Source organism: Flavonifractor sp. An4, from assembly GCF_002161755.1.
In the GTDB taxonomy this organism is placed as follows: Bacteria; Bacillota; Clostridia; order Oscillospirales; family Oscillospiraceae; genus Flavonifractor; species Flavonifractor avicola.
Genome location: NZ_NFIL01000064.1, coordinates 1 through 7647, shown reverse-complemented (window position 1 = coordinate 7647; position 7647 = coordinate 1). Strand labels below are relative to the sequence as shown.

Genomic DNA, 7647 nt, shown 5'->3' with positions numbered 1-7647 from the left:
AGCATATCTTTGATTCGATTCCATTCACTTTCTGTGAGTTCATATCGTTTTGTTCCCATATCAATAGTTTACTAAATCATATCCGTTTGTGCAACTTTTGTTTTTCAAACATGGCCTAATGAATTTTATGAAAAAGATGACGATACTATAGGCCAAGGCATGAGAGTTGATTTTGAAGTATATGTTAGTGAAAAATATTGTAAGGATTTTATGCTGATATACTTCCTTGATAAAAATACTGATACATTAACCTACCAACAGTTTTATGAAGTTTGCTCGGATACTGATGCCGAAAGAATGCAGTCCCTTGGACTAGAGAAATTTGTTAAAACATAATAAGCAATATTTTTAAGACGAGTTACTCAATGTGATGTAGTTCGTTATGAAATAAAATTGAGCCATGAATAGCGAAAATTAATTTCGCTGTTCATGGCTCTTTTTTCCTATTGGAAGTAACCGTAAATCTTCGGGCATCTAAAAAGGCCGTCATCTCAGTGCGCAGGCATTGAGATAGCTGTCCTGCTCAAACCAGGTGCGTTGTTACGGAGCCAAACCAGGTAGCGGTACCCTGACAAGTCGCCAACTGTTTTTACGCTTACCTATGTCCACCAAGGCCAGACTCATTTTTCAAAAAAATTTTCTAATCCGGACATGGCCTGTCCTCTTTACCCTGTATGATTCGGCCATGGAGGTGAAAGGGGGTGAGAGTGTGAGAATCAACGACCGGCAGCAGCAGATCATCAACCTGCTGTGCCAGCGGCGGAGCGATACCGTTCAGAATCTGGCGACGGAACTCGGCGTTTGTGAACGGACGATCCGCCGTGACATTGAAGAGCTCACACTCACCTACCCCCTTGAGACAGTCCGGGGCCGATATGGCGGCGGGGTAAAGATGGCCGACTGGTACTTCCAGGACCGGCCTAAACTATCCCCCAAGCAGACGGCCCTGCTCAAGCGACTAGCAGTTGGACTGCATGGCGAGGACCTGGATGAAATGAACCAGATCCTGGCCCGTTTCGCTTCCTGAAGGAGCGCCGCCGCTCCACGGCACCTTGAAAAGTTCATACCAACAGTACGGAGAACCACCCGAACAGTCGAGCGTCATGCAGCGCGCGCCATGACACCCAGGGCATCTGCCCTGGGCCGAGCGAGAACGCCACCTGCATGGGGGCGCTATGGCACGCGCTTTTGCAATGACGCTGTTTGGGTACACAATGAGACACCTCGCTTGGCCTGCGCGTAAGACAGGCGGCGCTGCCCCGGAGTTGAAAGCAGTAGAGACTCCAGGTAAAAGCCCGTGCGGCCTCTTGCCGGAAGCCGATCCGTACTGTTCCCCATCGTCGGGGGGCGAGCTGCAAATACGACGATAATGAAAAAGAAAAATAACTCACTTATTCAAGGAGATTTTACAAATGATTAGTTATCATAACAGGCAGGTCGCACATCATGAGATCGACCATATCTTTCAGGACCTCTTCCCAAGCCACTGCATGACGGCCCGGCCCAGCCAAATCGAGTTGAGCCACAAGATGCTGGATGCCATGATTCACAGCAAAATCGCTTTAAGTGACGCGGGGACGGGAATCGGCAAGACCTACGCCTATCTGGTGGCTGGTGTTTCTTTTTCTCGTGCGTTGAACCGGGAGAACATCCCTTTCCAGCCCATCCTCATTTCCACCTCCAGCATCGCCCTGCAAACGGCGGTAAGGGAGGAATACATCCCGTTCCTCTCCTCTGTTCTTTTGGAGGATAAGCTGATCCAGGCCCCCATCCGGGCGGTCATTCGAAAAGGAAAAGGCCACTATGTCTGTGATGAGCGTCTGATGCGCCGCCTGCGGCAGGTAGACCTGGAGCGAAAAAATCCGCTGGCTGCCCAGGCCCTCCTCTCCCTGCGGGATCATTTGGACACAGACCAAGCCCCCCATCTCAGCCAATATGATCGAAACCGGGTATGTGTCCCCTCCGTGTGTGATTGCCGCCGGGATGGCTGCCGGTACCTCTGCTATATGGAAGCCTGCAACTCTGACCGCTATCTGTTTCAGATCTGTAACCACAATCTGCTGCTGGCAGACGCCATTCATCGTGGCAGCGGTCACCGCCCCATCCTGCCGGACGTCGGCGCTTTGATTATTGATGAAGCACACAAGCTGCCTGAGACTGCCCGGCAGATGTTTGGCATTACCCTGGCAGCCAAGGACATCCGCACGCTGATCCGCACCCTACGGGCGGAACGATATCTGCTGGCATCGGAATCCCTGGCTGATATGGCATCGGCGCTTTTGAAGCTCATGTCTCTGCCCCCTGATGGTAACCGCCCTTTTTCGGACTATGTCCGACACATGATAGGACCAGCCCGAACCCTGGCTACCATCCAGAGGCAGCTCGGCGGGGTACTGACACCAACCGCCAGAAAGGAATTGGATCGGATATCCTCCGCAGTCCATCTGTTTTTGGAGGAACGCTCTGACCTGGTATTCTACACTGCGGCGGATGACGATGGCGGCACATTGCTGTGCGCCTCCATCTCCGACCTGGCCGCCCAGCTCCAAGCAACGCTCTGGTCACAGCCCCAGCCTGTCCTCCTTACTTCCGGAACGTTGGCCATAGGTAAAGACTTTTGTCGTTTCAAAGAGGAAGCTGGCCTCACTGATAACTCTCGGGTGGAGGAATCTATTTCTCCCTCTCCCTTCGATTACCGAAAAAACTGCCTGCTTTATTTTCCTACGATGCCGCCCAGGCAGCACGAAGCGGACTATTTTGCCAAGCTGGCCGAGGAGATCCGTACATTACTGATTGCGGTTCACGGCCATGCGTTGGTACTGTTCACTTCTTATGCAGCCGTGTCCGCTGTGAAGGATCGTTTGAAGCAACAGCTTCTTCCGTTCCCCCTATTCACTATGGGGCGGAACGCCCCGCACACCATGGCCCAGTTCAAGGCGGCACCTGGAAGTGTCCTGTTTGCCACCGGTGCTGCCTGGGAGGGCTTTGACTTTCCCGGAGACTGTGTCTCTTTGCTGGTCATCCCCCGACTACCGTTCCAATATCCGGACGCCTTGCAAGAAAAAAAGAGAGAGGCATATCCTGATCTCCGCACGTTCATCCGGGCCGTGGCTGTGCCGGAGATGCAGATTAGACTCAAGCAAGGGTTCGGACGAGCCATCCGCTTGGAGACTGACACCTGTGCCATCGCCATTTTGGATGAACGAGCCGCCAAGGGCAGCCGTTACTTCCGGGATGTTCGATCCGCGCTGCCCGAAATGCCTATCACTAGCAGCATCTATGCGGTAGAACGGTTTATCCGGCGAGTCAAGGATGAGAGCTACTTTGAGGAGGCTGCGTGATGGAGATTCGAAACGAACTGCGCTACCTGTTATCGGTGGGCCTGTGGGAACGGATGGCTGCAGACGGCCTGCTGACCAAAGAAGAACTGGCCAGAGCCAAACGGCTGTCCGCAGAACGATACCGACCCGGAACTGTTTGGGAATAGTGCTGGCTATTCCCGCAGGGGTGTGGTATGGTTTCGTTGCCGAAAAAGATGGAAGGAGGCGAATGAGAAATGGCTGAAGTACAAGTGATCCCACCCAAGGCAGCGAGACCAGACACCCTGCGGGTAGCAGCCTATTGCCGGGTCAGCTCCGACTCTGCGGACCAGCTTCACTCCTACGCCGCCCAGATCCGGGCCTATACGCAGGCGATCAACGCCCACGATGGCTGGGATTTGGTGGACATCTACGCAGATGAGGGCCTGACCGGCATGCGGATGGATAAGCGGGAAGACTTCAACCGCCTGATGGCAGACTGCCGGAAGGGCAAGATCGATAAGATCGTGGTCAAGTCCATCTCCCGATTTGCCCGAAATACCCGCGACTGTCTCGCCACCCTGCGGGAGCTTTCCTCGCTGGGCGTGACCGTGAAATTTGAAAAAGAGAATATCGACACTGGAACGCTCACCTCAGAACTGATGGTGAGCGTTTCTGCTTCTCTAGCCCAGGAGGAATCCATCTCCATCTCCAAAAACCAACGTATGAGCTATCAGCGCCGCATGGAGCGCGGGGAGTTTATTACCTGCTCCGCACCATTTGGATACCAAATCGTTGATGGTAAGAATCTTGCAATCGTAGAGGACCAGGCAGAGATCGTAAAGTGGATCTTTGCAGCCTATCTAAAAGGATATAGCTCCGAGTGGATCGCCCGGGAGTTAAGTAAGAATGGGCCTGCCCCCCTTCATGGTGGACAAAAATGGCATCAGCAGACCATTCGAAAGATCTTAACAAATGAGAAATACATTGGGGATGCCCTCTGTCAGAAAACCTACACAACCAACACATTTCCATATCGCAGGAAAGACAACCATGGCGAAGCGGACCAATATTATGTAGAACATACCCACCCTGCCATCATCAGCTATGAGGACTTTCAAAAAGTTCAGGAACTGCTGAAACGGCGGGCAGAGCGACAGTCGATTCCACATGATCAGACCCCGCTTGCTCGGAAGATCATCTGTGGGCAGTGTGGGACGCTGTACATGCGGAGAATTTCGAAAGCTGGATACGTCTCCTGGGTATGTCGCAAGCATGACAGAAAAGCCGCCGACTGCCCCAACGGACGGATCAGCGAGGACAGCATCCATGCGGCATTCCTCCGGATGTATCGTAAGCTTCGCACCCATGACGGCATCGTGCTGTCACCTGTGCTGAGGCAAATGGAGACTTTGTCAGATGCCCTGCACCGCGGCAACCCGGCCATGCTGGCGGTCAACACAGCTATCGCCACGGCATCCGAGCAGAGTTACCACCTCACAAAGCTGCACACGGCAGGTCTCCTGGACAAGGCTGCCTTATCCGCAAAGCAGGCGGAACTCAATGCCAAGCTGACAGAACTACGACGGGAGAGACGAAAGCTGCTTTGCAATGAGGATATTGATGAGCAGGTCGATGCAATTCGCCTGACGATTGATACTATCCGGAACGGACCAGAGACTCTGTCCAGCTTTGACGAAATCCTGTTCACCAAGCTGGTGGAACGAATCGTTGTAGATACCCAGAGCACCATCCGCTTTCAACTATATGGCGGATTTGAATTCCAAGAAACACTGGAGGCGTAGGCAATGGCAAATCGGAAGATATTGTATGGCTACCAGATCATACACGGCGATCTGGTCATCCAGGAGGAGGAACGACTCACTGTTCAAAATATATTTACCACCTATCTGGCCGGGTTATCCTATCAGGCACTAGCAGACCGGATGAATGCGGACAACATCCCTTTCTCTCAGGAATCTCCGCTGTGGAATAAGCACAAAATCAAGCGAATGCTGGAAAACTCTCGCTATGCCGGAGGAAATGGATATCCACCCATTATTGACCAAGATACCTTCCAGCAAGTGCAGGAAAAGATCTCTGAAAAGACAAGTGGGAAGTTTCCACGCCGGACGGAATCGGATGGCTTATGGCAAAAGCTGCGAAGCGGATGCTGTCAGACTCGCCTGCTCCGAACCGGAGGGCCAATCGGGCATACCGGAAACGTCCATCTGAAATGTTCTGCCTGCAGAAACGCATTTGTTGTCGGGAAGGAGGAACTGCTTGCGCAGACGGCACGGCAGCTTGCGGTACATGAAACGCCCGTATGTAAGCCATACGCGCCCTCTGCGGAGGCCATTCGCCTGGCCAACGCCATTAACCGGGCGTTGGAACAGCCAGGAGACGGTAAGGAGGCTCTCTCCCACATCCTGCAAGGGGCAGCTGCCCGGTATGCCTGCTGTGATAATGGTGTGGATACGGCTGTAAGCCAAACGCAGCCCGACCAAATCGACTGGGAGCGCTTCGAACGAACGGTCTCCCATATCATAATCGGAACAGATAAAGCAATCACCGTACACTTCTGATTAGGAACAGAAAGGACAGCAAAATGGAACAGACATCACTGGAACGCACCGTCCACCGTATTCCGGCATCACGGTCCAATGTAGCAGGCAACAAGACGAGACTCCATGGCAGGCAGCGGGTGGCGGCTTACTGCCGGGTCAGCACCGACAGCGAGGAGCAGATCAACAGCTACACCGCCCAGAAAGCCTACTACACCCAGAAAATTGAGGAATCCCCGGATTGGGAACTGGCCGGGATCTTCGCGGACGAGGGGATCACCGGGACCAGTATGAAGAAGCGAAAAGAATTCAACCGGATGATCACCGCCTGCAAGCGGGGCGGGATCGACCTCATCCTGACAAAATCCCTCTCCCGTTTCGCACGAAATACAGTGGACTGCCTGGAGACTGTACGGATGCTGAAGGCCAGGGGGATCGGGGTCATCTTCGAAAAAGAGAACATCAACACACTCACAGAATCCAGCGAGTTCCTCATCACCCTGTTCAGCGGCTTTGCCCAGGCCGAGAGCGAATCCCTCAGCTCCAATATCCAGCTGGGCATCCGTATGGCAATGAAAGAAGGAAAGGTCAACTTCCACTACAGATCCATGCTGGGCTACCAAAGAGGAGCGGACGGCAAGCCGGAGATCGTGCCGGAGGAGGCCGAGGTGGTGCGGCGAATCTACCGCCGGTACCTGGATGGATGCAGTGAGGGCCAGATCCAGAGAGAACTTACCCAGAATGGGATCGCCACCGCAAAGGGTGTCAAGGCATGGTCCCATCAGATCGTGCATAACATCCTCACCAATGAAAAGTATGCGGGAGATGCCCTGCTGCAAAAGACCTTCACCACAGACTGCATCAGCAAGAAGGTCAAGAAGAATACCGGCGAGTTGCCGCAGTATTACATCAAGGACAACCACCCTGCTATCATCCCGCGGGACATCTACCAGCGGGTACAGGAGGAGATGGCACGGCGGACCAGCAAGCGAAAGATTCTGCAGAAAAGCGGAAAAACAGAACAGGGCAAGTATTCCGCCAAGTATGCGCTCAGTGAGCGGCTGGTCTGTGGGGAGTGTGGTTCCCCCTATAAGCGGTGTACCTGGGCCAGGAACGGCGTCAAACGGATCGTCTGGCGGTGTGTCTCCCGGCTGGAGTTTGGGAAAAAATACTGCCATGAGTCGCCTTCCGTAGAGGAGTACAAACTGCATGCCGCTATTCTCACGACGCTCAACCGGGTAGTCGAAGCAAGCAATGGCCTGCAGGAAGAACTTGCAGAAACGCTCCGAATGGTATGTGTCCCAGGAGGAGATGGCGACGACCTGTTGGACTTGGAACACGAACTGGAAGTGCTGACCGCACGGCAGAATACACTGTTGGATCAGGCTCTGGCCAATATGGATGACCTAACGATAACGGAGCAGCTCAAGACCCTGCTGGAAGAAAAGCAGCACCTGCAGGCACAGATCGATGCAGTAAAGACGGAAGCGGCCAACAGGATCAGCGAGGACTCACGTATGGCAGAGTTAACAGCTTACCTGGAGGAACACCTCAGTGGCTTCCAACAGTATGATGACGGGATTGTTCGGCAGCTGGTTGAGCGGATAACCGTAGTCGACGCGGAAACAATTCGAATCAAATTCCGATACAGTGATGTAGAGATCCAGCAGACCATGTGCTAAAATGGAAACAAGGAGCAACTACTTATGGAAATATTTATTACAGGGGATACACACGGAGATTTCCGCCGCTTCCGCCCGGACATCTTCTACGAGCAGGAACAC

At 53.3% G+C, this 7647-nt stretch carries 6 protein-coding genes; all 6 read left to right on the top strand.

Going from position 1 to position 7647, the window contains the following annotated elements:
* Nucleotides 1–685 precede the first annotated feature (685 nt).
* A complete protein-coding gene (locus B5F94_RS15155; protein WP_087331340.1) occupies nucleotides 686–1027 on the top strand; it encodes a DeoR family transcriptional regulator in 342 nt (113 codons plus the stop codon).
* A 385-nt stretch (nucleotides 1028–1412) separates the two neighbouring features.
* Nucleotides 1413–3341, top strand: a complete 1929-nt coding sequence (locus B5F94_RS15150; protein ID WP_087331337.1) for an ATP-dependent DNA helicase — start codon at nucleotides 1413–1415, stop codon at nucleotides 3339–3341.
* Complete coding sequence (locus B5F94_RS16795; protein ID WP_006574319.1) at nucleotides 3341–3487, top strand: SHOCT domain-containing protein; 147 nt, start codon at nucleotides 3341–3343, stop codon at nucleotides 3485–3487. The genes B5F94_RS15150 and B5F94_RS16795 overlap by 1 nt, the downstream gene beginning before the upstream one ends.
* A gap of 69 nt (nucleotides 3488–3556) precedes the next feature.
* Entirely contained in the window at nucleotides 3557–5104 is a 1548-nt protein-coding gene (locus tag B5F94_RS15145) for a recombinase family protein (protein WP_087331335.1), read from the top strand.
* A 3-nt stretch (nucleotides 5105–5107) separates the two neighbouring features.
* The gene (locus B5F94_RS15140; protein WP_087331333.1) at nucleotides 5108–5884 is read left to right on the top strand and encodes a recombinase family protein; all 777 of its coding nucleotides are present in this window, start codon (nucleotides 5108–5110) and stop codon (nucleotides 5882–5884) included.
* Nucleotides 5885–5907: 23 nt separating this feature from the next.
* Complete coding sequence (locus B5F94_RS15135) at nucleotides 5908–7545, top strand: recombinase family protein (protein ID WP_242965696.1); 1638 nt, start codon at nucleotides 5908–5910, stop codon at nucleotides 7543–7545.
* Nucleotides 7546–7647: the final 102 nt, after the last annotated feature.